Genomic DNA, 24,605 nt, shown 5'->3' on the forward strand with positions numbered 1-24,605 from the left:
TGCCCGACTTCAGCGGATCAGGCCTGGCGCTGGTGCTTGTCGATCTGCTCGTGGCGCTCTTGCGCTTCGATGCAGTATTTGGTGGTCGGGCTGATCAGCAGGCGCTTGAGGCCGATAGGCTCGCCGCTGTCATCGCACCAGCCAAAAGAATCTTCCTTGATGCGTTCCAGGGCACGCTCAAGCTGCGGCAGCATGCGCTGGTCGCGGTCGATGGCGTTTACCAGCCAGGTGCGCTCTTCTTCCACAGAGGCAGCGTCAGCCGGATCCGCCGGGGTGTCCAGGCTTTCGATGGCGATGCGGTTCTGCTCAATGCGCTCGTGGTGTTCCACTTTCATGTCTTGCAGCAACTTCTCGAAAAAAGCGTGCTGTTCGGCATTCATGTAGTCATCCGCCGGCATGGCCAGCAACTTTTCCTTTGTCATTGATTTCTCTATAAAAAATACGTGCATTAAGGCGAATAAGGGAGCGTTCCGGCAGACCTTCGCAGGCCTCGGAAAGGCGCCGTCCATTTCAAGCGCCACCCGGCACTCAATTTACGAGGGGCGGCAGTCTAAGGCCGACTTGAGGGCTCAGCAACTGAAAAGACAGGCAATTTTTCCCAATTAACCCCCAAAGGCACCAGGACGGGCTTGGCGAACGGTCATCGGAGTGCGTTTATAGCAAGAAATTCAGTACTGTGGAGCTATATAGAAGACAAACGGTTAGAACTGATGGTGGTAAGTGGGAATACACCCATCAGGTTCACTGAAGATCCAGTGGGGCTGCTGCGCAGCCCAACGCAGGGCAAGCCTGCTCGCCACAACAAGCCAGCTCCCACATTGGATGGGTGTTGCCCGTTAATCGGTATCAGCGCTTGAGCTTGCGCTTGTTGCGGTACTGGTCGATTACCACCGCAATCACGATGATCAGGCCCTTGATGATGTCCTGGATATACGCATCCACCCCCACAAAGGTAAACCCGCTGGCCATCACCCCGAGGATCAGCGCGCCGATCACGGTGCCGGTGATGCGCCCTACCCCGCCCGCCAGGCTGGTGCCGCCGATCACGGCCGCCGCAATCGCATCCAGTTCATAGGACATGCCCATGCCGGCCTGGCCGGTGGCCGCCCGTGCCGAAGCCACCACACCGGCCAGGCCCGCCAGCAGACCGGCGATGCTGTAGACGATGATCAGGTGGCGCTTGACGTTGATGCCCGAGGTGCGCGCCGCCTGCATATTGCCGCCGATGGCGTAGGTGTACTTACCGTACTTGGTATAGCGCAGGGCGATATGGAAGATCACCGCCACCACCAGGAAGATAATCACCGGCATCGCACCATGGCCGATGGCCGTGTACGAATCCGAGAGCATGCTCACCGGCTGGCCTTCGGTGTAGTAGCGCGCCAGGCCACGGGCCGAGACCATCATGCCCAGGGTCGCAATAAACGGCGGAATGCCGGTCACTGCGATGATACTGCCGTTGATTGCCCCCGCCAGCAGCCCGACACCCAGGCCCATGGCCACCGGAATCCACACCGGCAAGTCGGTCAGGCTGGGAAACACCGCCCGGGAAAAGTCCGAGGTTTGCGCCAAGCTGGCGGCGATCATCGCCGATAACGCCAACACCGAGCCGGACGACAAGTCGATACCGGTGGTGATGATCACCTGGGTCACGCCAATCGCCAGCAGGCCGATGATCGACACTTGCAGGATCATCAGCACCAGACGCTGGGAGTTCATCAGGAAGCTCTGGTCGCGCACGATCCAGCCGAACAGTTCAAACACCAGGCCGATGCCGATCAACACCAGGAAGATACTCAGCTCGGTGGGTAAACGCCGACGGTGCTTGACCGGTGCCGTGGCAGGCTTGTTGTCTGTTATTGCGTTCATAGCCAATCACCTTCTTATTCTGTGCGGTTCGTCAGTGGACTACGGTCATACCGGAAGCCAGCTGCATGACTTTTTCCTGGGTCGCATCGGCGCGGTCCAGGGTGCCCATCAGTTCGCCTTCGTGCATCACCATCACCCGGTCGCTCATGCCCAGCACTTCCGGCAGCTCCGAGGAAATCATGATCACCGCCATGCCTTCGCTGGCGAGGAAGGAAATCAAGCGATAGATCTCGGCCTTGGCGCCCACATCGATGCCACGGGTCGGCTCATCAAGGATCAGCAAGCGCGGGTTGGTCATCAGCCAGCGCGCCAACAGGGCTTTTTGCTGGTTGCCGCCGGACAGGGTGTCGATGCACTGCTCCAGTGACGGGGTTTTCACCCGCAGCTTCTTGCACATGTCTTCGCACAGCGCGCGAAGGGCTTTCTGCTGGATAAAGCCGTTACCCGAATAATGCGGCAACACGGCCATCTCCATGTTCTCCAGCACCGACAGGCACGGGAACAGGCCGCTGAGCTTGCGGTCCTCGGTCAACAGCGCAAAGCCCTTCTCGATGGCCATGTGCGGATCGGTGATGCGCACGGCTTTGCCGTCAAGGGTGATCTGGCCGCCGGAGCTAGGAGTGATACCAAAAATGGTCTCTGCCACGTTGGTTCGCCCCGAGCCCATCAACCCGGCGATGCCGAGAATTTCACCGGCATGCAGGTCGAACGACACGTCCTTGAACACGCCATCCAGGCTCAAGTCGCGCACCGACAGCAGCAAGTCGCCGATGGGCGTCTCGCGCACCGGGAACAACTGGCTCAGTTCGCGGCCGACCATCATCGAGATCAGGCTGTCGCTGTTCATGCTGTCGGCGCACTGCAGGCCGATGTACTGGCCGTCTCGGAACACCGCCACTTCGTCGGCGATGGCAAACACTTCGTTCATTTTGTGCGTGATGTAGACGATGCCTTTGCCCTGCGACTTGAGGTCGGCAATGATCGAAAACAGGTGGGCCACTTCCTTTTCGGTAATGGCCGAAGTCGGTTCATCCATGATCAGGATGTCGGAGTCGTAGGACACCGCCTTGGCAATCTCGACCATCTGCCGCTCGGCGATGCTGAGGTTGCCGACCTGTTCTTCCGGGTCCAGGTTGATGCGCAAACGGGCCAGTAACTCGGCGGTGCAGCGGTGCATTTCGCGGTGGTTGACCATGTGCAGGCTGTTGAGCTGCTCGCGGCCGATCCAGATGTTCTCGGCGATGCTCATGTGCGGCATCAGGTTGAGTTCCTGGTGGATCATCGCGATCCCGGCCTTCTGCGCCGCCAGCGGTGTTTCAAACACGATTGGCTTGCCGCGCAGGCGGATTTCACCGGCGTCGGGCTGGTAGATGCCGGCGATGATTTTCATCAACGTCGACTTGCCCGCACCGTTCTCGCCCATCAGCGCCAGCACAGAGCCTGGGCGCACGCGCAGTTGCACATCGGCCAGGGCCACGACGCCGGGAAAGCCTTTGCTGATGTTGACGATTTCCAGCAGGTAGGGTTCTTCCAGCAGCGCGGGCTGGAGACCGGGGGGCTGCGAGACAGTGGCTTGAGCGAGCATAGAAAAGTACCTCGACTGCAGGGCGACCGTGGCCGCCCTGCCGGCTTATTGTTGTTGTGTGCGGGCTACTTGAAGTCTTTGACGTTGTCCGGCGTGATCAACTGGAACGGGATCACCACGTTCTGCTCGATGGGCTCGTTTTTAGCCATCTTGCGCGCGGTCTCCACCGACTTGTCGGCCTGGCCTTTGGCGTCCTGGAAGGCCGACACGGTCATGTCACCCTTGGTGATCGCATTGAGGCCGTCCGGCGTGCCGTCGACGCCGGCGATCAACACGCCTTTTTTGCCCGCCGACTTCAGCGCCATGGATGCACCAATGGCCATCTCGTCATTGTTGGCCAGTACCGCGTCAAAATCGCGGCCCTGGGTCAGCCAGTCGTTGACCAGGGTCATGCCCTTGTCACGCAACCAGATGCCGGTCTGTTCCTGTTCGATCTTGATGCCCGGGTACTTGGTCAGGACTTCCTTCACGCCCTTGGTGCGGTTGGTGGTGGAGTTGTTCGCCAGGTCGCCCAGCAGAATCACAATGTTGCCCTTGCCGCCGAGTTTTTCGGCGATGTATTGCATCTGCAGTTTGCCAGCCTCAACGTCATCGGAGACCACCGCTGCCACGCCCGGGGCCAGGGTCGGGCTATCCGGGCGGCGGTTGACGAACACCAGCGGGATTTTCGCCGCGGTGGCGGCCTTGATGATGTTGGCGGTCGATGCGGTGTCCACCGGGTTGACGATAATCGCGTCGACCTTCTGGCTGATGAAGTTCTCGACCTGGCTCAGTTGCTTGACCACGTCGGCGCGGGCGTCTTCAAACTGCAATTGCACACCATCGCCCTTGGGGTAGGACTTGGCTTGCTTGTCCATGTCTTCACGCAGGTAGGTCAGGAAGGTGTCATCGAAGGCGGACATGGTCACGCCAATCTTGAGGTCGGCGGCCGAGGCAACACCACTGGCCAGCAACATGGACAGGGCCAGCGCGGTAAAACGGATCGGGGTCTTCATGAACGGTCTGTCTCCACTTTCTTGTTGGTTTTTTGGACGTTGCGTTTATCAGCGTTCGGCAGGCAATCGAACCACCGGTGCCCCCGGGATGCAGCAAACCAGCGCGCCGTGGTTTTCGACACACAGCACATTAAGGAAGGAGAAGTAGAACGGCCGGGCGCGGGGCAGACCGCGTGGCGCTGAGGCAGGGCGTAAAACTCGCAGTACAGCGTTGAAGATTTTCATCTGACGGTACCTGGTTGTTTTTGATCTTGTTTTTGTTGAGTCGCGCGAATCGAGTTCGAACGTACTTTATGCAACCTGGAAAAGACTGTATTAGAAAATAATTTCCATATCAACTTGTTTTAGAATTTTATTCTATTTTTGTCGAAACCACCTGCTGGCGCTCGGCGCTGAGGCGTGCGGCGTCCAATATACGGGTGGTTTCCAGCGCATCATAGGCGCTGACCGGCAGTGGCCCCTGCCCTTGCACGGCCAGTTGCAACTGGCGATAGAACTGCGTCCAGCAGCCCTTCTCGGACGGCACGCGCTCACGCTCTTCGCCTTGCTCAAACCAGCCCCAGCGTCGATGTTCCTCGGCGCCCCAGTGCTCGCCTTCGGTTTTCGGTGACTTGCCGGCCATCAATGCCTCCTCCTGGCCGTCCAGACCGTCAACGGTGTAACAACCCAACGTACCACTGACCCGAAAACGCGGGGCCTGGCTGTTTTGCAGGGCGCTGCCCCACAAATGGGAAACCACCCCATTGGCGTGGGTCAGGGAGACAAAAAAACCGTGGTCGAGGGTTGGGTGTTCGGGGCTGAACTGCAATTGCGCGAATACCCGATCCACCGGGCCGAACAATTGCAGCGCCTGGTCTACCAAGTGGCTGCCCAGGTCACGCAGCCAGCCGCCGCCACTGGCATTGCCCACCGCTTGCGGGCTGTAGCGTTCGACGCGGGATTCAAAGCGCGTTATTTCACCCAGGGCACCGGCGTCGATCAGCTTGCGCAGGGTCAGGTAATCCGAATCCCAGCGGCGGTTCTGGTAGACGCTGAGCAGCGAGCCCTGGCGCTCGGCGGCGGTGATCAGCGCCTGGGCCTGTTCGGCGTTGCTGGCGAAGGGTTTGTCGCTGACCACCGCCACGCCGTGCTCGATGGCTTCCAGCACCAGCGCCGGGCGCCCTTTGAGGGTTGTGGAGATCACCAGCGCATCCACGCCGGCCTCGACGATCTGGCCGATGCTGTCAAAGGCCTTTACACCCGGAAGGTCGCTACTCAATTGCTGGCGGCGCTCCGCTGAACGGGTCACCACGCCAACAAAGGTCGCGCCGGGCAAGGTTGCAATCAGCGGTGCATGAAAGAAACGCCCTCCGTGGCCGTAGCCGACTAGTCCGATTCGCATAGTTCACTCCTTAATATGAAGTGCAAACCCAATCAAGTGTGGGAGCTGGCTTGCCTGCGATAGCGTCGTGTCAGTCGATGAAGCTGTCACTGATAGACCGCTATCGCAGGCAAGCCAGCTCCCACACTGACTGCATTCCACCTGGCAGATTGTGATTAGCCGTAAAAGTGCGGACGCTCCGGCAAGCTCACCTTCACGATCTGCTCACTGTTCTGCGCCTCGATGCACGCATCCGCCGCCACTGCCGCCGCAAACCCGTCCCAGGCCGAAGGCCCGCCGACCTGGCCCGCACGCACGCTGTCGATAAACGCCTGCAATTCCACGTCGTAAGCCCCGATAAACCGGTCCTTCCAGTCCATCAAAATGGCATTCGACAGCTTCGCACCACTGCGCATTTGCACCTGCGAAGGCTCCGGCAGCTTGGCAATGCCAGTCTCGCCCACCACTTCACACTGGATGTCGTAGCCGTACTGGCAGTTCACAAACACTTCCACATCGATGCGCGTGCCCTTGGCGGTTTCCAGCAGCACGATCTGCGGGTCGCGCAGGTGGGCCAGGGCTTTGCTCGATTTGCGCGGGAACACCACCTGCACCGACACATAGTCATCGTTGAGCAACCAACGCAACACATCCAGCTCGTGGATCAAGGTGTCGGTGATCGCCATATCGGTCTTGTAGTTCTCGCCCACCGTCGGGTTGCGGTGCGCGCAATGCAGCATCAGCGGCTCGCCGATCTGGCCGCTGTCGATCACGGCCTTGAGGGCGCGATAACCTTCGTCGTACGGGCGCATAAAGCCCACTTGCACCAGGCGCTTGCCATAGGCCAGTTCAGCGTCGACGATCTTGCGGCAACCTTGCGCCGTCACCGCCAGCGGTTTTTCGCAGAACACCGGCTTGCCGGCGGCGATGGCGGCCAGTACGAACTCTTCGTGGCTCGGCCCCCAGGACGTGACGAGAATGGCTTCGACCTGTGGCGAGTTGATCAGCGCATGGCCATCGGCGTAAACCTCGGCGGCAAGCTTCAAATCAGCGACGACCTTGGCGGCTTGCTCAAGGTTGATGTCGGTCACCGCCACCACCTGGCTATTGAGCAAGGTCTGGCTGCAACGACGGATATGGTCACGGCCGATAGCGCCAGTGCCAATCACTCCAAGCTTTAACGACATACACAACTCCTCTTGTTATTAGTACTGCCGGGCCTTGGCCAGCTGTTCATTGAGTTTTTTCGCGGCGGCATTCGTGCGTTCACTGGTGGACACTTGCGCCACGCCCACGCGCCACCACGACAGGTAGCCGTGCACCATGGTTTTGGGCAGTACCTTGATATCAATCAGCGTGGACACCGTTTGCGTGCGCGCATCGGCCAGGGCCGCCTGGAGCTGCTCCACGCTGCTGACCTTGTAGGTCTTGCAGCCATAGGCTGCCGCGCTCATGGCGAAATCCACCGGCACCAGGCCGCCGTCGAGCTTGCCGCTCTCGGGGTTACGGAAACGGAATTCGGTGCCGAAGCTGTCCATGCCGTTGCCGATCTGCAGGTTGTTGATGCAGCCGAACGCCATGTTGTCGAGCAGTATCACGTTGATCTTGCGTCGCTCCTGGATCGAGGTGGCCAACTCCGAGTGCAGCATCATGTAGGAGCCGTCGCCGACCAGCGCATACACTTCCTTGCTCGGCTCGGCCAGCTTCACACCGAGGGCGGCGTTGATCTCGTAGCCCATGCACGAATAGCCGTATTCGACGTGGTAGGTGTTGACGCCCTTGCTGCGCCAGGCGCGTTGCAAGTCGCCGGGCAGACTGCCGGCGGCCGCGACGATGATCGCATCGTCTGCCAGGCTGTCGTTCAACACGCCGAGTACGCGGCTCTGGGTCAGGCACGAACCGGTCAACTCGATAAACTCGCGCAATACGGCGCGGTCCAGGTGGTCATCCACCTCGGGCACAAAATCGTCGCCGTGGTATTGCACCTGATGCACGCGATCCACTTCCGCGTCCAGCTGCGCCTTGGCGTCGCGGACCTGCTCGCCCCAGCCGGCACGGTAGTCGCCCAAGGCATCGGCCAACGCGTCGAGAGCAACCTGCGCATCGGCCAGCACTTGCACGCCGTCGAGTTTCAACGCATCGCACGGGCTGATATTGAGGTTGAGAAACTTCACCTCGGCATGCTTGAACAGCGACTTGGACGAGGTGGTGAAATCGGTATAACGCGTGCCGATGCCGATGATCAGGTCCGCCTCGGGCGCCAGCAGGTTCGCCGCCAGGCAGCCGGTTTCACCGATGCCACCGACGTTCAGCGGATGGCTGGACACCACCGCACTCTTGCCCGCCTGGGTTTCGGCGAAGGGAATCTCAAAACGCTCGGCAAACGCTTGCAGGGCCGCATTCGCGCCGGAGTACTTCACCCCGCCGCCACAGATGATCAGCGGCTTGCGCTTGCCCCGGAAGGCCGCCAGCGCATCGCTGATCATCGCCGCCGTGGCCGGCCGACGTTCGATACGGTGCACGCGTTTTTGCAGGAAATAATCCGGATAGTCCCAGGCTTCGGCCTGCACGTCCTGCGGCAGCGCCAGGGTCACGGCGCCGGTTTCCGCCGGGTCAGTGAGCACGCGCATGGCATGGATCGCCGCCGTCATCAGTTGCTCAGGGCGGTTGATACGGTCCCAGTATTTGCTCACCGAGCGAAACGCATCGTTGGTGCTGATGCTCAGGTCGTGGAATTGCTCGATCTGTTGCAACACCGGGTCCGGCTGGCGGCTGGCGTACACATCACCGGGCAACAGCAGCAGGGGGATCCGGTTGGCCGTGGCGGTGGCCGCAGCGGTGAGCATATTCGCCGCGCCGGGGCCTACCGAGGCGGTGCATGCGTAGATCTTGCGACGCAAATGCTGCTTGGCGAAACCGATGGCGGCATGGGCCATGCCCTGCTCGTTACGGCCCTGATGCACCACCAGGTCGCCGCTGTCCTGCTCCAGCGCCTGGCCCAGGCCGAGCACATTGCCGTGGCCGAAAATCGTGAACACACCGGCGACAAACTTGCTCTGCACGCCGTCGACTTCGATGTATTGGTTATCCAGGAACTTCACCAGAGCCTGGGCCATGGTCAGTCTTGTTGTGGTCATCACTTGCACCTTGTGTGAATGCAATTGGGTTGATTAACACTGCTTCAATGTGGGAGCTGGCTGGCTTGCTCCCACAGGTTAATCGGCGTCAGGTTCGGGGGTTTTGCAGGTGGGCGATACTGGCCCCGATGGCCTGCTGGATATCCGCCAACCCATGCACACTCTCGGCAAACGGCTCAAACGACAGGTAACCGCCGTACCCGCTGCTGAGCAAGGTATCGATCTGCGCGGCATTGCCGAGGATGTCGCCCTCGCCCACCAGCACGCGGTGGCCGTCACGAATCGAATTGAGCGGCGCTTCAGCGTCTTCTACGCCAGAGATATGCACCAGGCCCGTCAGTTGCGGGAAGAACTCCTGCTCGCTGGCCAGGTGGTGGTGAAAGGTGTCATGCACCAGCCGGAACACATCCAGGCCGCCAATCGACTGAATGGCGTCCACCGCCAAGCGCTTGCGGCGCAGGGCACATTCTTCAAAGCCCAGCGGCTCGATAAACCCGAGAATGCCGTACTCGCGCAATATCGGCGCCAGCTCGCTCAGCGCCGTGCGCAAACCGGCGGCACGCTGGGCTTCGTTGCGCGTATCGCCGCGCTCATTGAGCGGGCACATCACCAGGCCCTGCGCGCCGCATTCACGGGCGTAGGTGGCGAGCTTGATTGCCTGGGCCCGGCGCTCGTCATTCCACACATCAAAGGGGTACAGCGCATTGATCGACAGCACCGTGATGCCCTGCACCGCGCACAATTCACGCACGCGGCTGGCCGGGGTGCCGTATTCGATTTCATGGCCTTTAAGGTCGTTGCGAATCTCGATGGCATCGCACTTGAGGGCCGCGGCCAACTGGATAAAGTCCGGCAGGGACAGGTTGGGGGCGACCATGCGGTTAAGGGCAAAACGTAGCGGCGACTTCATTGTTGTTGTTCTCCGTCCAAAACCGTTTAGAGGTCCAGCAGCCAGCTGTGCTGCGGGTCGTTATGGAAATGCCAGGCGCGTTTTGGCCCGGCCATCACGTTGAGGTAATACGATTCATAGCCATACGGCACGCTGACCGGGTGATAACCCTTGGGCACCACCACCAGGTCGCTGTTTTCCACGGCCATGGCCTGGTCGATGCTGCGGTCGTCGGTGTACACGCGCTGGAACACGAAGCCCTGCGGCGGGTTGATCTGGTGATAGTAGGTTTCTTCCAGAAAGCTCTGGTGCGGCAGGTCGTCGGTGTCGTGCTTGTGCGGCGGGTAGCTCGACGAGTGCCCGGAGGGTGTGCGTACTTCCACCACCAGCAGCGAATGGGCCGGCTCGCTGTCGGGCAGGATGTCGCACACGTAGCGGGTGTTGGCGCCTTTGCCGCGCACGCTGCGTTTGCACTGCTCGGGGCGAATCAGCCGCGGTTCAAAGCCAGGCGCACCGGGCGCGGCGCAGACGGCAATCTGCACGTCGCTCAAGGCGGTAATCTGCGCATCGGTGCCGGGCGGCAGGTACGCGGCGAACGGGGATTTGTCTTCGAACACCGACTGGCGGTCGCCAAGGTTCTGCCAGTTAAAGCCTTCGCCTTCGATATTGACGCGACCGCTGAGCAGCACCAGGCACAGCTCTTGATCCCCGGCGGTGACCGGCAAGGTTTCGCCCAGGCTCAGTCGATAGGCGGAAAAACCCACGTACTCCAGGCGCCCTGCTTCCAGGGCCACCATGGTTTGCCCGCGTTTGCTGCTTTTGACCAACAAGCTCATCACTTAGTCCTCTCGTTGAGCAGCGCGCGCAAGGTGTCGTAGCCTTTTTTGGCATAGATATAGCTGGGCGCCACAGCCGGGTCCTGCTCGGCTTCCACCACCAGCCAGCCCTTGTAGTGGGCAGCCAGCAGCACATCGAGCAACTCGGCAAAATCGATGTCGCCATCGCCGGGCACGGTGAACGTGCCGTTGACGATGCAGTCAGGGAAGCTCCACATCTGGTTGCGCGCCAGTTGCACCACCGGCTTGCGCACGTCCTTGAAATGCACGTGGCAGACGCGGTCGATGTGTTTGCGCAGGACCTCGAGGGGTTCGCCGCCGCCCATGTAGCAATGGCCGGAATCGAACAGCAGGCCGACTTCCGGGCCCGTTCGTGTCATCAACTGGTCAATGTCTTCAGGGGATTCGACATAGGCGCCCATATGGTGGTGATACGCCAGGCGCACGCCTTGGGACAGGGTGAAACGCGCCAGCTCCGTGAGCTTGTCGGCGTAGTCCTGCCAGGCGTGCGCGCTGTGAAAACGCGGGCGTTCGATCAGGCGCACCTTCGAGCCCTGGATCGAGTCCGCGACTTCACCGTACACCAGCACGTTGGCGCCATTGAGTTTAAGCAGCTCGACATGCCCGGCGATGGCTTCGATTTCTTCGGCCACCGAACGGCGCGCCAGGCGGCTGGAATACCAGCCGGAGACCAGCGCCAGGTCATAAGGGCGCAACACATCACCGACGCCCTTGGCGTCTTTGGGGAACTTGCCGTTGAGTTCAAACCCTTCGTAGCCGATGTCCTTGCCTTCACTGAGCGCGGTGCTCAGCGGCGTTTCACCGCCCAGGGCCGGCAGGTCGTCGTTGCTCCAGGAGATCGGGTTGATGCCAATTCGGATTGCGGGCATGGCTGCACCTTTTGTTTTTATCTGACTTAAGCCTGGTTAGATCTGCTTAATGTGGGAGCTGGCTTGTGTGGGAGATGGCTTGCCTGCTCCCACAAAAAGCCAGCTCCCACATTTGACTGTGTTTAATTTCTGGAACTGCGCCAGGCATTGATGAGCTGCTCGAACGTGGCCTGCACCTGCTCAATCAATCCTTCATCATCAATCTCCCCCGCCATCCACGCACGGCTTGGCTCCTGGAAGATCGTACGGCCCACGGCGAACCCACGGCAGGTGGTGCTTTGGCTGGCTTGCTGAAAGCCATCGGCCAGAAACTGCGCCGAAGCATTCAGGCCCAGCAGCACCACGCCACGGCAGTACGGGTCACGCTCGTGGATCAGTTCGTCGAGCTTTTTCCAGTCTTCGGCCGACTGCGCCTCGATCTTCCACCACGCCGGGTAAATGCCCAGGTTGTACAGGCGCTTGAGGCTGCGATAGAGCACATCGGGATAGGTCGACGGGTGATCCTTGGGCGGCACGACTTCCAGCAGCAGTTCATGGCCGCTGACCAGGGACGCCTCGTACACCGCCTTGAGTTGCGCCTCTTGCTCCAGACGCAGCATCGGCTCGTCGTCCGGGTGGAACTGCACCAGGCACTTGATGATTTGCTCCTGGGGCCAGGCAATCAGGTTGCTGCCCACCGAGCGGCCATGTTCAAACGCCAATGGCCGTGAGTTCTGCACCTCCACCGGGCGGGCGATCCACCAGCCACGGCCGCTGGCGGCATTCAATGCGTCCTGGCCGAAGCGCTGGTCGGCCAGCAGGCCCACATCGGCTTCGATGCCCTGCTGCGCCAGCTTGGTTTCCACACGTTCGATGGCCTGGATAAACAGCTGCTTGATGTCGCTGATGCGGGTCAGGTCCTGGCCGCCTTTTTGCGCCAGGTCCACCAGTTGCCAGCGGTGGTCGAAGGCAAACACAAACAACTGCTTCCAGGTTTTGCGCGGCACCGTGACGCGGTGCAGGCGTTGCAGGGTCACGTCCTGGTCCGGCCGGGTGATGGGCACCGGGCTGTTGAACAGGTAATCCAGTTCGGCGGGCGTCGGCATGGCCGGCGCGCAAGCGTGGCGGGACACGACCAGGCCGCCGCAGGCGTTGGCCAACTGGCTGCAACGCTCATCGCTGGCGTCATTGATCCAGCCGCTGAGGAAGCCGGACATGAAGGCATCACCGGCACCCAGCACATTCAGCACTTCAACCCGCACGCCGGGGTAAATCGCGCCGTCTTCCAGGCGCGCCGGGATGGCGCCGTGGATCACCGTGCAGCCTTGCGGGCCGAGTTTGACCACCAAGGTCGCCGGGGTCAGTTCACGCACGGTGCGCAACGCCGTCAGCAGGTCTTCACTGCCACCGGCGATCAAGAACTCTTCTTCAGTGCCGACGATCAAGTCGAAACGCGGCAGGATCTTCTGCACATGCTGGCTGACGTTCTGGTCGGCAACAAACCGCGTTTCGCCATCCGCCTTGCCCGCCAGGCCCCACAGCACCGGGCGGTAGTCGATATCCAGCACGCGCTTGACGTTGTGCTTGGCGGCGTAATCCAGCGCCTGGATGCTGGCCTTGTACACGCCGTCGGTGGAGAAATGTGTGCCGGTGATCAGCAAGGCTTTGCTGGAGGCGATAAAGGCCTCGCTGATGTCTTCGGCGCGCAGGGCCATGTCGGCGCAGTTTTCGCGGTAGAACACCAGCGGGAAGGTTTCGCGGTCTTTAAGCCCCAGCAATACCAGGGCGGTGAGGCGCTCCGGATCGACCTTGATACCGCTCACATCACAGCCTTCACGGGCCAGGGATTCGAGCAGGAACCGGCCCATATGGTCATCGCCCACGCGGCTCAACATCGCCGACTTGAGGCCCAGCCGCGCCGTGCCGAAGGCGATATTGGCGGAGGAACCGCCGAGGTACTTGGCAAAGCTGGACACGTCCTCAAGCCGCGCACCGACTTGCTGTGCATAGAGGTCGACGCCCAGGCGCCCGAGGCAAATCAGATCCAATTGACGCCCACTGGCAAAACGAGTCTGGCCCATGCTGGCTCCTGTTATTTTTATCAGCCTGCGTGGTGCCGCCGTGGTGACGGCACACGCTCTTGGTGCAAGCAGACTAGAACGTCCGGCGGCGGCAATCAATATTTATTCCATAATTATTTCTTGTGGAATATTTTTTCCAATAAGCCAGCATAATGGCATGCCAGCCGCCGTGCATCGTTTCAGCAGCCCACGGGCGCCGTGATGCCGAGGTATTTTTTTGCGCCTACCCTGTAGACTTGCGTCACCCATCAGCGCATCAGACGAACACGCCAGAAGGATTGCCCATGTCCCGCACCGATCCCGAGACCACCCTGGAAGATACGATCGCCAGCCCTCCGATCAATGCCGAACGCCTGTTGCAGCTGATCACGGACGAATACGAAAGCCTGCCGCGCCAGCTCAAACGCATTGCCAGCTACATGAGCCAGCAGAGCGACCGCATCATGGTCGACCGCATCAGCGACATCGCCCGCGAATGCGAAGTACACCCTTCGGCCATCGTGCGGTTTTCCCAGCGCTTCGGTTTCAGTGGGTTCAGCGAGATGCAGGCGCTGTTTCGCGAGGCCTACACCCACAAGACCACGCCGGTGCAGAACTACCAGCAGCGCATCCGCAGCATGATCGCCAACAAGTCGCAGAAGGCCAGTGGCGGCGACCTGGCGCGTGAGTGCGTGAATGCCACCCTCTCCGGCATCGAGCGCCTGGGACTGGAGCTGGATGATGTGGCGTTCGAGAAGGCGGTGGACCTGGTGGTCAATGCCGACAATATTTATGTGGTCGGCGTGCGCCGCTCGTTTGCCGTGGCCGATTACCTGGTCTACAACCTGCAGCACACCAACAAGCGCATCCACCTGATCTCGGGTTTGGGCGGCAGCTATCGCGAGCAGATGCGCAGCGTGCGCGCCAACGACCTGGTGATCGCGATCAGCTTTACGCCCTACGGTAAAGAGACTCAGCATTGCCTGCGCATTGCCCAGCATCATCAGGCCAAGACCCTGATCATCACCGACAGCAACCTGTCGCCCCTGGCCAAGCGGGCGAACGCGGTGTTGTTGGTGAATGAGGGTTCTTCGTTTGCCTTCCGCTCCTTGAGCGCCACGCTGTGCCTGTGCCAGGCGTTGTTTATTGCCGTGGCGTATCGGTTGGAATTGAAGGTGGATGAGATTCACGAGCAGGTCGGTTTCGACGACTGACACTCAGCAGTGGGAGCTGGCTTGCCTGCGATAGCATCAACTCGGTGTGCCTGATACACCGAGCCCTGCCAAGCGCCGGTTAAGCCGCCTTTAACAATGTCGCCAGAACCCGACCGTGAAAGCGAATCTGCGCCAGGGTCAACGCGGTGTAGCCGATGATCACCGCCGGCGGCAGGTTGGTCTCATCACAGAACTTGCCCAACGGCTGCAAGGTCAGGCCGACGGCGGCAGCGCGGCTGCAAAAGTCCGCCTCACTGACGCCCGTCGGCAACCACAGTACAAAATGCAAACCGGCCTGCTGGCCGCTGACCGTGCAGCCCTCCGGCAGGCAGGCGAGTAATGCATCGCGGCGTGCCTGATAGGCTTGGCGTGAAGCGCGCAAATGCCGCACGAACGCCCCGCTGCCGAGGAACTCGACCAGGCCCAACTGATCCGTGGCGCCCACCGAATGCCCGGTCAATTGTGCGGTGCGCAATAACGCCGGACGCAGCGCCCTGGGCACCACCATGAACCCCACACGCAAGCCGGGAAACAGGTTCTTGTTGAAGCTGCCGCAGTAGATCACCCGGTCGCCGGAGTCGAGGGATTTGAGCGCGGCCAGTGGCGCGCTGTTGTAGTTGTATTCACTGTCGTAATCGTCTTCGACCACCCAGGCGTCAGCGCGGGCAGCCCAGTCCAGCAAGGCCAGGCGGCGCGAGACCGACAGCGTCATGCCCAACGGCGCCTGGTGCGCGGGCGACACGTAAGCCAGCCGCGCCGTGGCTGGGAGCTGGTCGGTGTCGAGGCCGTCGGCTGTGACCGGGATCGATTGAACCTGCGCGCCGGCCAGGCTGAACAAGCGCCGCGCGGGCTTATAGCCTGGGTCTTCAACGCATGCCGTGTCGCCGGGTTTGAGCAAGGTGCGTGCGATCAGGTCGAGGGCGTGACGAATGCCCGTGGTCACAATTACTTCATCCGCTTCGCAGCGCATGCCGCGATAACTGCGCAGGTAGTCGGCGATTTGCTCGCGCAACGCCGGCAACCCGGCCGGGTGCGCGGCCTCCAGGGCCCCCGGCGCCGCCGACAGCAAGCCACGGGAAATACAGCGTGCCCAGGTTTTCAAGTCGAACAGGCCGGCATCCGGGCGCCGGGCCACAAAGGGCACGTGGCTTTGCACGCCGGCGTCGGGCTGATCAGGCACCGCCAGGCGGCGTGGGTGGCTGCTCGGCGCCGGGGCCGCAATAAATTGCTCGGGGATCACCGCACTCACCCGCGTGCCGGAGCCCGCCACACGCTCGACATAACCCTCGCTGTGCAAGCGCTCGAACGCCGCTTCCAGGGTGCCACGCGACACCAGCCAGCGCTCGGCCAGGTTGCGGGTCGAGGGCAAACGGCTGCCCGCCGGCAACTGCCGGTTGAGGATGGCGGCGCGCAAAGCGTCATAGGCGCCCTGTTGTTTGCCGGCGTTCAACGTATCCGGGCGCGGCAGGTCGAGGGTGGCGGCGGTTTTTCCTCGGCGCATAAGTGGTCCAGTGTTTTAAGCCATAAGTGGCTCAAAGGATTAAACCACAAAGTCGTTAGAGTTCAGGCTCTACTCGTTAGCGAAGAAGCTTCCCATGACTCAACGCGCCCTCTCCACCGGGTTCTGGCTGGTCCTGCTGACCGTGCTGATCGCCCTGCCCCGTCTCACCCTCGACCTGCACCTGCCGGCCTTGCCCGCCATGGCCGACTACTTCCACAGCAGCGACAGCCAACTGCAACTGACCCTCACCCTGTACACCCTGGGTTCGGCGATTTCCCTGCTGGTCAGCGGGCCGTTGACCGACCGCTTTGGCCGGCGCCCGGTATTGCTGGCCGGGCTGCTGCTGTACGTGGTGGCGACCGTGACCTGCGCTCAGGCCGACAGCCTTGGCGTGCTGGTAATCGCCCGGCTGTTCCAGGCCCTCGGCGGTTGCTGTACCACGGTGATCGGCCGGGTGATCGTGCGCGATTACTTCGACCGCCACGAGCAGGCGCGCCTGCTGGGCTTGATCTCCATGGCCATGGCCATATCACCGATGGCCGCGCCGGTACTCGGCAGCCTGATGCTGCCCTTGATCAACTGGCGTGGTTTGTTTGTGCTATTGGGTGTGATCGGCGCCGCGTTGTGCCTGGTGGTTTACCGCCGCCTGCCGGAAACCCGCCCGCAGCAAGTTGCCGCTGCGCCGCCGAGCAACCTGCTGCGCGTGTATGGCCAACTGCTGCGCGACCGCTATTTCCTGCGCTACGCCCTGGCCATCGGCTGTGTGTACAGCACGTATTTCCCGTTTATCAGCGAGTCGTCTTCGCTGTTGCAGCGCGGCTACCAACTGACGGCCACGGAATACGCGCTGGTATTTGCCGCGACGATCAGCGGCTACATGCTGGGTGCGAACCTGTTTCGCCGTTTGGTATTGCGCTTCGAGCCCGACCGTTTGATCAACGCTGGGATTGGCCTGAATGTACTGGGCAGCTTTTTGCTGGCGATGGCAACGCTCACGCTGCCGGGAGAATGGCTGGCGATTGTGCTGCCGATGGTGGTGATCATGGTGTCGGAGGGGATGGTGATTCCGGCCTGCCAGCTGTCGGTGCTGCAGCCCTATGGCGCGATTGCGGGGACGGCGTCGGGGTTGTTCTTTTTTATCCAGATGATTTTGACGGCGGTGAGCAGCTGGGTGACGGGGTTGTTGTCGGATGGCACCTCGCAGCCTTTGTTAATCATGACCGCAGCGGCCAGTGCATTGCTGGCACTCAGTTGGCTGACATTACAAAAAACCCAATGTGGGAGCGGGCTTGCTCGCAAAAGCGGTGTATCAGTCAACTCATGAATAGCTGACAGAACGCCTTCGCGAGCAAGCCCGCTCCCACAGGGGGACCGAGCCTGGCTCAGGTTTTAGTGCATAAAGATCGCGATCAGGATGATCACCGGAATCGGCACGCCGAGGAACCACAGTAGTAATGAGCGCATGATGTTCTCCTTGAATTAACGAACGTAGTTTTCGGTTTCGACGTACACCACAGCATCCCGACGACGACCGCCGAAGGTGGCTGCGAAGCTGGCAAAGAACGCGCCGATCAACAGGGCCACAAAGGTCCACAACGAGGTGTAGGCAGCGACTTTGGCGGCAGTATCGGCCGCTTGCTTGGCTTTGAGCTTGGCATCGTCAATGGCTTTACGGGCTTCGCCGTACACCTTGTCGATACGCGCTTCGGCGTCGGCCTGGCTGAGGTTGGTGCGCTGGCTGATCAACTGGGCCAGGTAGGTACGGTCTTCCGGTGCCAGTTGGCCGTCGTTGCTCAGGGTGCGGGTGAGGATGCGTGCAACCACGCCGTGTACCGCGTCATCGCCGACGGCAGCTGGGCGGTCATCGCGGAACAGGCTGTCGACGTAGTAGTCGAAGTCGCCGCTGTTGGCACCCTTGGTTGCGCTGCCGGCGGCCTGGCTGATGCCGCTGGCGGCGCCTGCCGCCACACTGGCACCGGCTTTCACGCCGCCGCTGACCACGCTGCTCACCGAACCGACCACCAGTACTGCGGTGACCAGGGTTGCGACGGCCCAGGCGAGGAAACCATGGGCGGTGTCGCGAAAGTACACTTCATCGCCATGCATATTCGCCCACTTCACACGCAACCGGCCGGCAATGTAACCGCCCAGGCCCGAAGCGACGATTTGGGTGAATGCCAGCCAGATAATCGTGGAAATACCCAGCCCCTTGGCGCTCATGCCACTGTCGGCCCACGGCGACACCGCCGAAAAGCCCAGGCCGAAGCCCAGCAGCACCAGGATAAGCGACAGTGCAGCCGCCGCAGCGGCCCCGGCAAAGATTGCGCCCCAGGAAACCCCAGAGCGCGCGCTTGACTCTTGCAGCGTGGATGACGATGTGATCATTGTTGTTTTGCTCCCGGCAGGAAAAATAGTGTTACAAGTCTCAAAAGGGACAGTGCAGGCAGCATGCCAGCCGGGCCAAAAATTAAAGTCCTTTTATTTCAAATAGTTAAGTAATTTGAACTTCCCAGGACCGTGCAACTTGCAAGAAACAGCAGTAGCGGGCGTGCTTTATGCAATCTCCCTGCAAACCCGCTCACTGTGGGAGCTGGCTTGCCTGCGATAGCGGTTTTCCAGGTTGATATTTTGTCTCTGACACACCGCTATCGCAGGCAAGCCAGCTCCCACAATGATTGTGTGCAACCCGGATATTTGTGGTGGTTTTGCCAAGATGAAGTTTAATTTAGGAAACATTCAGCTACTTCTTGGCAAAATGACCCCACTTCTAGTGTGAATCGCTCACCAGGTAATCCTATGACCCGTATTTTGACCATCGAGGATGACGCCGTAACAGCCCGCGAGATCGTCGCCGAGCTGAGTAGCCATGGACTGGATGTGGATTGGGTGGACAACGGCCGCGAAGGCCTGGTCCGCGCTGTGAGTGGTGATTACGATCTGATCACCCTCGACCGAATGCTGCCGGAGCTGGATGGCCTGGCCATCGTCACGACCCTGCGCACCATTGGGGTGTCGACGCCGATCTTGATGATCAGCGCCCTCTCCGATGTCGACGAGCGCGTGCGCGGCCTGCGGGCCGGTGGCGATGACTACTTGACCAAGCCGTTCGCCTCCGACGAAATGGCCGCCCGTGTCGAAGTCCTGCTGCGGCGCAAAAGCACGGTCAAGGAATTCGAAACTGCCCTGCGCGTGGCCGACCTGGAACTGAACCTGATCAGCCGCGAAGCCAGCCGCGCCGAGCAGCCGCTGAGCCTGCTGCCCACCGAATACAAACTGCTTGAGTTCCTGATGCGCAACACCGGGCAGATCCTGTCGCGGATGATGATCTTCGAGGAAGTCTGGGGTTATCACTTCGACCCGGGCACCAACCTGATCGATGTGCACATCGGTCGCCTGCGCAAGAAAATCGACCCACCGGGCCTCACGCCGCTGATCCGCACGGTACGAGGTTCCGGTTATGTCATTGCTGAACCCCTCTAAGGGCTGGCGCTCCTCCAGCAGCCGCTTGCTGGCGCTCTACAGTTCGTTGTTTGTGGCCTGGAGTTGCATCCTCATGGGGGTGCTGTATTTCGAAGTGTCGGGTTACCTGGGCGACCTGTCCCGCCACTCGTTGATGCAGCGTCAGCACTTGTTTCAGCGTTTCGACGGCGAAGAACTGGTGGAAGCCCTGACCACCAGCATGACCTTCGACATGAAGGGCGTGGACGCCTATGGCCTGTTCGATGAGCAATTTCGGCCCCTGAGCGGGCCGATTCGCGCCGTGCCGCCGGATTTGCCGCTGGACGGCAAGATCCACGCGCTGGCCAATTGCGTCGAGTCCGACGACCCCAAACTGCCCAAAGACAGCTGCGACGCCGTCGCCACCCACACCGAAGACGGGCGCTGGCTGGTGCTGGTGCGGGCCAACGGTTCGCTGTTCGGCGTCACCCGGATCATCTGGCATGCGCTGCTGTGGGCGCTGTCGCTGACCATTATTCCGGGCGCGGCCGGCTGGCATTTGTTGCGCCGCCGCCCGTTGCGGCGTATTCGCGGGATCCAGGCGAGTGCCGAGGCCATCGTTGCCGGCGACCTGACCCACCGTTTGCCGCTGTCGAATCGGCGTGATGAGCTGGACATGCTCGCGGCCATCGTCAACGCCATGCTCGACCGCATCGAGAAGCTGATGAACGAGGTCAAGGGTGTGTGCGACAACATTGCCCACGACCTGCGCACCCCGCTGACACGCTTGCGCGCGCAGCTGTACCGCATCAAGCAGGAAGCCGAGGAGAACTCGGTGTACGCGGTGAAGCTCGACGACGCCATCGCCGAGACCGACACGCTGATGGCACGCTTTCGCGGGCTGTTGCGCATCTCGGAGCTGGAAGACCACCAGCGCCGCTCCGGCTTCCTGGTAATGGACCCGCTGCCGCTGCTGCGCGAACTGCATGACTTTTATCTACCGTTGGCCGAAGAAGGCGAATTGCAGCTGCGCCTCGAAGTGCCCGAAGCGCTGCCGTGGATCACCGGCGACCGTGCGCTGCTGTTCGAAGCCTTGGCCAACCTGCTGAGCAACTCGATCAAGTTCTCCCCCGCCGGTGGCGAGGTGATCTTGCGTGGTGTGAATGATGGCGGCAGCACGCGCATCGAAGTGCACGACTCCGGGCCGGGTATTCCGGCGGCGGAACGTGATGCGGTGTTCCAGCGTTTTTATCGCGTGGATGAAAGCGACCAGCAAGGCGGCTTCGGTTTGGGCCTGTCGATTGTGGCGGCGATCATCAACTTGCACGGGTTCAAGCTGGAGGTTGGCAGCAGCCAGAACGGCGGTGCGCGGTTGGTGCTGGAGTGCCGGCAGCAGTTGATGCCCGAAGCCTGATCGTTGATCGTTGATCGTTCCCACGCTCCGCGTGGGAATGCAGCCCAGGACGCTCTGCGTCCCACGGCGTGACGCGGAGCGTCACAAGAGGCATTCCCACGCAGAGCGTGGGAACGATCATCGGCCTTGCAGGTTAGAAGTTGGCGCGCAACGCCTCGAGGCCGCCGCCGTACACACCGGTGAACAACGCTTCCACCGCCGCATCCGTGGTCCCGGCTGCCGGGGTGAACACGCCGGACCAGGTCACTTTCGCCGAGTTGTCGGTGAGCGCCTCAACCTGCAAGGTCGCAAGGTAAGCACTCACCGGAAACGGCGATTGCTCGATGGTGTAGCTGTAGCTGCGCGCTACGTTATCAAAACGCTGCAAACGCTCGACCACCACACCACCATCGGCGGTTTGCAGGTGGCGCACGCGCCCGCCCTCGCTCGGCTCGCTCTTGACGATCAACGGCAGCCAATCCGGCAGCGCGTTGAAGCCACCGACCAATTGCCAGACCTGATCGGCCGAAACCGGGATTTCAATTACAGAAGAAGCTGTCGCCACACTAAATACTCCAGAAAAAATAAGATTTCAGATCGCCATGCTGTCGACCACACCACCATCGACCCGCAGCGCAGCGCCTGTGGTTGCAGAGGACAGCGGTGAAGCAATGTACGCCACCAGGTTCGCCACTTCATCCACATTTGCCGCGCGCTGGATGATCGAGGTCGGCCGTGCGTTACGCACAAATACGTCGGCCTCGTCCCGCGCACTGCGCCCGGACTTTTGCGTGGCGTCCTTGAGCATCTGCTCCAGGCCGTCAGTAAAAGTCGGCCCCGGCAGCACTGCGTTAACCGTCACGCCGGTGCCCGCCAGGCGCTTGGCCAGGCCATGGGAAACCGCGAGGTTGGCGCTTTTGGTCACGCCGTAGTTGATCATGTCGGCCGGTGTGGCCACGCCGGACTCCGACGACAGGAAGATCACCCGCCCCCAGCCCTGCTCGACCATGCCGGGCGTGTAATGCCGTGCCAGGCGCACGCCGGAGATCACGTTGACCTCGTAGAAGCGCGTCCACTCGCTGTCGGGTGCGTCGAAGAAATCCACATCGTTGAAGATGCCAAGGTTGTTGACCAGGATGTCGGCACGCGGTTCGGCAGCGAACAGTTTCTCGGCGCCTGCGGCGGTGCCGAGGTCGGCCACCAGCCCGCGCAGATCAGCGCCCGGCACCGCCTGGCGAATGCTCGCCAGCGCGTCGTCGACCTTGCCCGATTCGCGCCCGATCACCACCACGGTGGCGCTGCAGGCTGCCAGCGCCTGGCTGATGCCCAGGCCGATACCGGCGGTGCTGCCGCTGACGATGGCTACTTTGCCGCTTACATCAATGTTCATCGGTGGTACTCCTGAAGTTAGAGCGGCAGAGGCGCACGAGCCGAAATCAACCGGGCCTCGCGCAGCGCCTGCCAGAAGGCTGCCGGGATCTTCTCTGACAACGCCGCAACGTCTTCGGCAAGCCGCCCCGGACGACTGGCACCTGGAATCACCGCCGCCACGGCCGGATGCGCCAGCGAAAATTGCAGGGCTGCGGCTTTTATACTTACCCCAAACGCTTGGGCAATCGCCTTGATCTGCTCGACTTTATCGATGATCGCGGGGCTCGCCTGCTGGTATTCGAAGTGCGCGCCACCGGCCAGAATGCCCGAGCTGTAAGGGCCGCCGACGACGATCTCGACATTCTGCGCCAAGGCTGCGTCCATCAAACGTTGCAAGGCACGTTCGTGGTCGAGCAAAGTGTAGCGGCCAGCCAGCAGGAAGCCATCGGGCTGGGCTTCGCTGAGGTCAAGGGTCAGCTCGCAGGGTTCAACGCGGTTGACGCCCAGGCCCCAGGCCTTGATCACGCCTTCTTCACGCAGGCGGGTCAGCACCTTGAAGGCGCCGGTGCGCGCCTGGTTGAAGTAGTCCAGCCATTGGTCGCCGTAGAAGTCCTGGGCGATATCGTGAATCCACACGATGTCCAGGCGGTCGGTTTGCAGGCGCTCAAGGCTGTCTTCGATGGAACGCAAGGTGGCGTCGGCGCTGTAGTCGTTGAGCATCTTGTTAGGGCGACCGTGTTCGAACACGCCACTTTTTTCGCCGAGGTCGCGGGCGCTTTCTTCGACTTCATCGAGAATCACCCGGCCCACTTTGGTGCTGAGCACGAAATCATCGCGGTTGTACTGCGACAGCGCCTGGCCCAGGCGGATTTCCGACAGGCCCGAGCCGTAGAAGGGAGCGGTGTCGAAGTAACGCACGCCGTGGTTCCAGGCGGCCTCGACGGTGGCCTGGGCTTCGTCTTCAGCAATTGCTCGGAACATATTGCCCAGCGGTGCGGTGCCAAAGCCCAGCGGGCCGGGCAATTTGTCTTTCAAGCTCATGGTGGATCCTCAATCGGTTGTGGGTCGCTTTGACCGTTGAGCAGATCCTAGATTGCAGAGATCGGACCGTCCAAGACATACTGCGACCAACTTGAGTCCTGCAAGGTCTTACACATGATTGATATTCGCCAACTGCGCTACTTCGAAGTGGTCGCTGAAGAAGAACACGTCGGCCGTGCCGCCGAGCGCCTTCATATCTCGCAGTCGCCGCTGAGCCGGCAGATCGCCCAGCTGGAAGAGCGCCTGGGCCTGACCCTGTTCGAACGCAGCCAGCAGCGCATCCGCCTGACCCGCGACGGCCAGACGTTCCTGGCGGAAACCAAGGCGCTGTTGACCCACGCCAATCGCCTGGAATCCCTGGGCAAACGCCTGGGACGCGGCGAAGAAGGCGGTTTGTGCATCGGCTACATCGAAAACGCCATGCATGCCGGCGTGCTGCCCAATGCGTTGCGCGTATTGCGCGATGACCGGCCCACCGTGCATATCAAGCTGTACAACTTGCCGTCGCTGGAACAGCTTGAAGGCTTGCGTCAACGCAGCCTCGACATTGCCCTGGTCGGCGAGCCACCGGCTACCGATGATCCGGACCTGACGGCGCTGCAGGTGCTGGACGAGCCGATGCTGCTGGCGCTGCCGGAGCAGCATGCATTGGCGCGCCACAGCGCGTTGCTACCCGAGCATCTGGCTGATCAGGAGTGGATCGGCGTGCAACGCAAACCTGGCGCCAACCCGGCGGATGACTTTGTCGCTGCGTGCATTCGTGCCGGGTTTACGCCGCAGATCCCCATGGAAGCCAGTGAGCCGTTTACCGCCCTCGGCCTCGTCGCCTCGGGGTTGGGTGTGGCCATGGTGCAAAAGGGGTTGAGCCGCAATGCGCCGCCTGGCGTGGTGTTGCGCGAGTTGCCTTGGCTGAGTTACACCACACCGTTATGGGCGGCGTGGCATCGAGTTAATTTGCGGCCGCTGGTGGAGACGTTCAGGAAGGTGCTGACGCAAAGCCCGTAAGGGCCAGGGCAATGGGTAACCTCATCGCCCCGGCCATCCTCG

22 protein-coding genes are annotated in these 24,605 nt (G+C 61.4%); 6 read left to right on the plus strand and 16 right to left on the minus strand.

All coding sequences use genetic code 11. The annotated features are described in order from the left end of the window. Positions 1 to 17: 17 nt before the first annotated feature. The 11 genes from ASE80_RS13975 to ASE80_RS14025 form a co-directional block, all read right to left on the minus strand. Complete coding sequence (locus tag ASE80_RS13975; protein WP_003191666.1) at positions 18 to 422, minus strand: TraR/DksA family transcriptional regulator; 405 nt, start codon at positions 420 to 422, stop codon at positions 18 to 20. A gap of 424 nt (positions 423 to 846) precedes the next feature. Beyond that, complete coding sequence (locus ASE80_RS13980; RefSeq protein WP_026013640.1) at positions 847 to 1,869, minus strand: ABC transporter permease; 1,023 nt, start codon at positions 1,867 to 1,869, stop codon at positions 847 to 849. Positions 1,870 to 1,900: 31 nt separating this feature from the next. Beyond that, positions 1,901 to 3,454, minus strand: a complete 1,554-nt coding sequence (locus tag ASE80_RS13985; RefSeq protein WP_056859436.1) for a sugar ABC transporter ATP-binding protein — start codon at positions 3,452 to 3,454, stop codon at positions 1,901 to 1,903. Between the two features lie 65 nt (positions 3,455 to 3,519). After that, complete coding sequence (locus ASE80_RS13990) at positions 3,520 to 4,449, minus strand: sugar ABC transporter substrate-binding protein (protein WP_056859437.1); 930 nt, start codon at positions 4,447 to 4,449, stop codon at positions 3,520 to 3,522. A 352-nt stretch (positions 4,450 to 4,801) separates the two neighbouring features. Beyond that, a complete protein-coding gene (locus ASE80_RS13995) occupies positions 4,802 to 5,830 on the minus strand; it encodes a Gfo/Idh/MocA family protein (RefSeq protein ID WP_056859438.1) in 1,029 nt (342 codons plus the stop codon). A gap of 155 nt (positions 5,831 to 5,985) precedes the next feature. Further along, positions 5,986 to 6,996, minus strand: a complete 1,011-nt coding sequence (locus tag ASE80_RS14000; protein ID WP_056859439.1) for a Gfo/Idh/MocA family protein — start codon at positions 6,994 to 6,996, stop codon at positions 5,986 to 5,988. An 18-nt stretch (positions 6,997 to 7,014) separates the two neighbouring features. Continuing rightward, a complete protein-coding gene (gene iolD / locus ASE80_RS14005) occupies positions 7,015 to 8,946 on the minus strand; it encodes a 3D-(3,5/4)-trihydroxycyclohexane-1,2-dione acylhydrolase (decyclizing) (protein ID WP_056859440.1) in 1,932 nt (643 codons plus the stop codon). A gap of 88 nt (positions 8,947 to 9,034) precedes the next feature. After that, positions 9,035 to 9,856: a TIM barrel protein gene (locus tag ASE80_RS14010; RefSeq protein ID WP_056859441.1), complete on the minus strand. Its 822-nt coding sequence runs from the start codon at positions 9,854 to 9,856 to the stop codon at positions 9,035 to 9,037. 26 nt (positions 9,857 to 9,882) lie between these two features. Continuing rightward, positions 9,883 to 10,671: a 5-deoxy-glucuronate isomerase gene (gene iolB, locus ASE80_RS14015; protein WP_017136421.1), complete on the minus strand. Its 789-nt coding sequence runs from the start codon at positions 10,669 to 10,671 to the stop codon at positions 9,883 to 9,885. After that, positions 10,671 to 11,561 carry a myo-inosose-2 dehydratase gene (iolE, locus tag ASE80_RS14020; protein ID WP_056859442.1) on the minus strand — a complete coding sequence of 297 codons (891 nt, stop codon included), beginning with the start codon at positions 11,559 to 11,561 and terminating at the stop codon, positions 10,671 to 10,673. Before iolE ends, iolB begins: the two co-directional genes overlap by 1 nt. A gap of 122 nt (positions 11,562 to 11,683) precedes the next feature. Then, on the minus strand, positions 11,684 to 13,621 hold the full coding sequence (locus tag ASE80_RS14025; RefSeq protein ID WP_056859443.1) for a bifunctional 5-dehydro-2-deoxygluconokinase/5-dehydro-2-deoxyphosphogluconate aldolase: 1,938 nt from the start codon (positions 13,619 to 13,621) through the stop codon (positions 11,684 to 11,686). On the opposite strand from ASE80_RS14025, the gene ASE80_RS30750 reads away from it, so the two are divergent. Together ASE80_RS30750 and ASE80_RS14030 are read left to right on the plus strand one after the other, a co-directional pair. Then, positions 13,620 to 13,823, plus strand: coding sequence for a hypothetical protein (locus tag ASE80_RS30750; protein WP_133257327.1), 204 nt, complete (start codon positions 13,620 to 13,622; stop codon positions 13,821 to 13,823). The genes ASE80_RS14025 and ASE80_RS30750 overlap by 2 nt on opposite strands. 82 nt (positions 13,824 to 13,905) lie before the next feature. Then, positions 13,906 to 14,814 (plus strand): MurR/RpiR family transcriptional regulator, encoded by a 909-nt coding sequence (locus ASE80_RS14030; RefSeq protein WP_017136418.1) that lies wholly within the window; start codon positions 13,906 to 13,908, stop codon positions 14,812 to 14,814. A 79-nt stretch (positions 14,815 to 14,893) separates the two neighbouring features. On the opposite strand, the gene pdxR is transcribed toward ASE80_RS14030, so the two are convergent. Continuing rightward, positions 14,894 to 16,315: a MocR-like pyridoxine biosynthesis transcription factor PdxR gene (gene pdxR / locus ASE80_RS14035; RefSeq protein ID WP_056859444.1), complete on the minus strand. Its 1,422-nt coding sequence runs from the start codon at positions 16,313 to 16,315 to the stop codon at positions 14,894 to 14,896. 94 nt (positions 16,316 to 16,409) lie between these two features. On the opposite strand from pdxR, the gene ASE80_RS14040 reads away from it, so the two are divergent. Then, positions 16,410 to 17,639 (plus strand): multidrug effflux MFS transporter, encoded by a 1,230-nt coding sequence (locus ASE80_RS14040; RefSeq protein WP_056859445.1) that lies wholly within the window; start codon positions 16,410 to 16,412, stop codon positions 17,637 to 17,639. A gap of 155 nt (positions 17,640 to 17,794) precedes the next feature. Here ASE80_RS14040 and ASE80_RS14045 read toward each other — a convergent pair whose 3' ends face one another. Next, positions 17,795 to 18,700 carry a hypothetical protein gene (locus ASE80_RS14045; RefSeq protein ID WP_056859446.1) on the minus strand — a complete coding sequence of 302 codons (906 nt, stop codon included), beginning with the start codon at positions 18,698 to 18,700 and terminating at the stop codon, positions 17,795 to 17,797. Positions 18,701 to 19,111: 411 nt separating this feature from the next. Between ASE80_RS14045 and ASE80_RS14050 the strand changes: the two genes are divergently transcribed. Both ASE80_RS14050 and ASE80_RS14055 read left to right on the plus strand, forming a co-directional pair. Continuing rightward, positions 19,112 to 19,795, plus strand: a complete 684-nt coding sequence (locus tag ASE80_RS14050) for a response regulator transcription factor (RefSeq protein WP_003219726.1) — start codon at positions 19,112 to 19,114, stop codon at positions 19,793 to 19,795. Beyond that, positions 19,773 to 21,167 carry a sensor histidine kinase gene (locus tag ASE80_RS14055; protein WP_056859447.1) on the plus strand — a complete coding sequence of 465 codons (1,395 nt, stop codon included), beginning with the start codon at positions 19,773 to 19,775 and terminating at the stop codon, positions 21,165 to 21,167. Before ASE80_RS14050 ends, ASE80_RS14055 begins: the two co-directional genes overlap by 23 nt. Positions 21,168 to 21,300: 133 nt before the next feature. On the opposite strand, the gene ASE80_RS14060 is transcribed toward ASE80_RS14055, so the two are convergent. Genes ASE80_RS14060 through ASE80_RS14070 form a run of 3 tightly spaced genes read right to left on the minus strand, consistent with a single transcriptional unit; the run spans position 21,301 to position 23,558 of the window. Further along, complete coding sequence (locus ASE80_RS14060; RefSeq protein WP_056859448.1) at positions 21,301 to 21,711, minus strand: SRPBCC family protein; 411 nt, start codon at positions 21,709 to 21,711, stop codon at positions 21,301 to 21,303. A 27-nt stretch (positions 21,712 to 21,738) separates the two neighbouring features. Next, positions 21,739 to 22,536 (minus strand): SDR family NAD(P)-dependent oxidoreductase, encoded by a 798-nt coding sequence (locus ASE80_RS14065; RefSeq protein WP_056859449.1) that lies wholly within the window; start codon positions 22,534 to 22,536, stop codon positions 21,739 to 21,741. A 17-nt stretch (positions 22,537 to 22,553) separates the two neighbouring features. Further along, on the minus strand, positions 22,554 to 23,558 hold the full coding sequence (locus tag ASE80_RS14070; protein ID WP_056859450.1) for an aldo/keto reductase: 1,005 nt from the start codon (positions 23,556 to 23,558) through the stop codon (positions 22,554 to 22,556). Positions 23,559 to 23,672: 114 nt separating this feature from the next. Between ASE80_RS14070 and ASE80_RS14075 the strand changes: the two genes are divergently transcribed. Next, on the plus strand, positions 23,673 to 24,563 hold the full coding sequence (locus ASE80_RS14075; protein WP_056859451.1) for a LysR substrate-binding domain-containing protein: 891 nt from the start codon (positions 23,673 to 23,675) through the stop codon (positions 24,561 to 24,563). Positions 24,564 to 24,605: the final 42 nt, after the last annotated feature.

The sequence above is a fragment of the Pseudomonas sp. Leaf15 genome (genome assembly GCF_001421425.1).
In the GTDB taxonomy this organism is placed as follows: Bacteria; Pseudomonadota; Gammaproteobacteria; order Pseudomonadales; family Pseudomonadaceae; genus Aquipseudomonas; species Aquipseudomonas salomonii.